This window comes from uncultured Tenacibaculum sp., assembly GCF_947502995.1.
Classification (GTDB): Bacteria; Bacteroidota; Bacteroidia; order Flavobacteriales; family Flavobacteriaceae; genus Polaribacter.
The window spans coordinates 1-212 of the sequence record NZ_CANNBW010000094.1; the positions used below are offsets into that span (position 1 = coordinate 1).

Genomic DNA, 212 nt, shown 5'->3' on the forward strand with positions numbered 1-212 from the left:
GGAACAGATGATCAAACTATAGATCAGTTTACGTTTAATTCAACTAGTAATGAACTAACCATATCGTTAGAAGATGACGGAGCAGCACCTATTACTGTAGATCTTTCTTCTCTAAAATCTGTAATTAACGTTGCAGGAATCAATACAATATCAGGAACGGGAACTGCGGCTGATCCTTATATCATAACGGCTACAGAAGTCGATGGATCCGT

Annotated in this window: 1 protein-coding gene; it reads left to right on the plus strand. The window is 38.2% G+C overall.

Translation table 11 applies throughout. The features are described 5' to 3' along the window. The coding region (locus Q1A46_RS20890; RefSeq protein WP_299683605.1) for a hypothetical protein at window positions 1-212 on the plus strand (212 nt) is incomplete at both ends.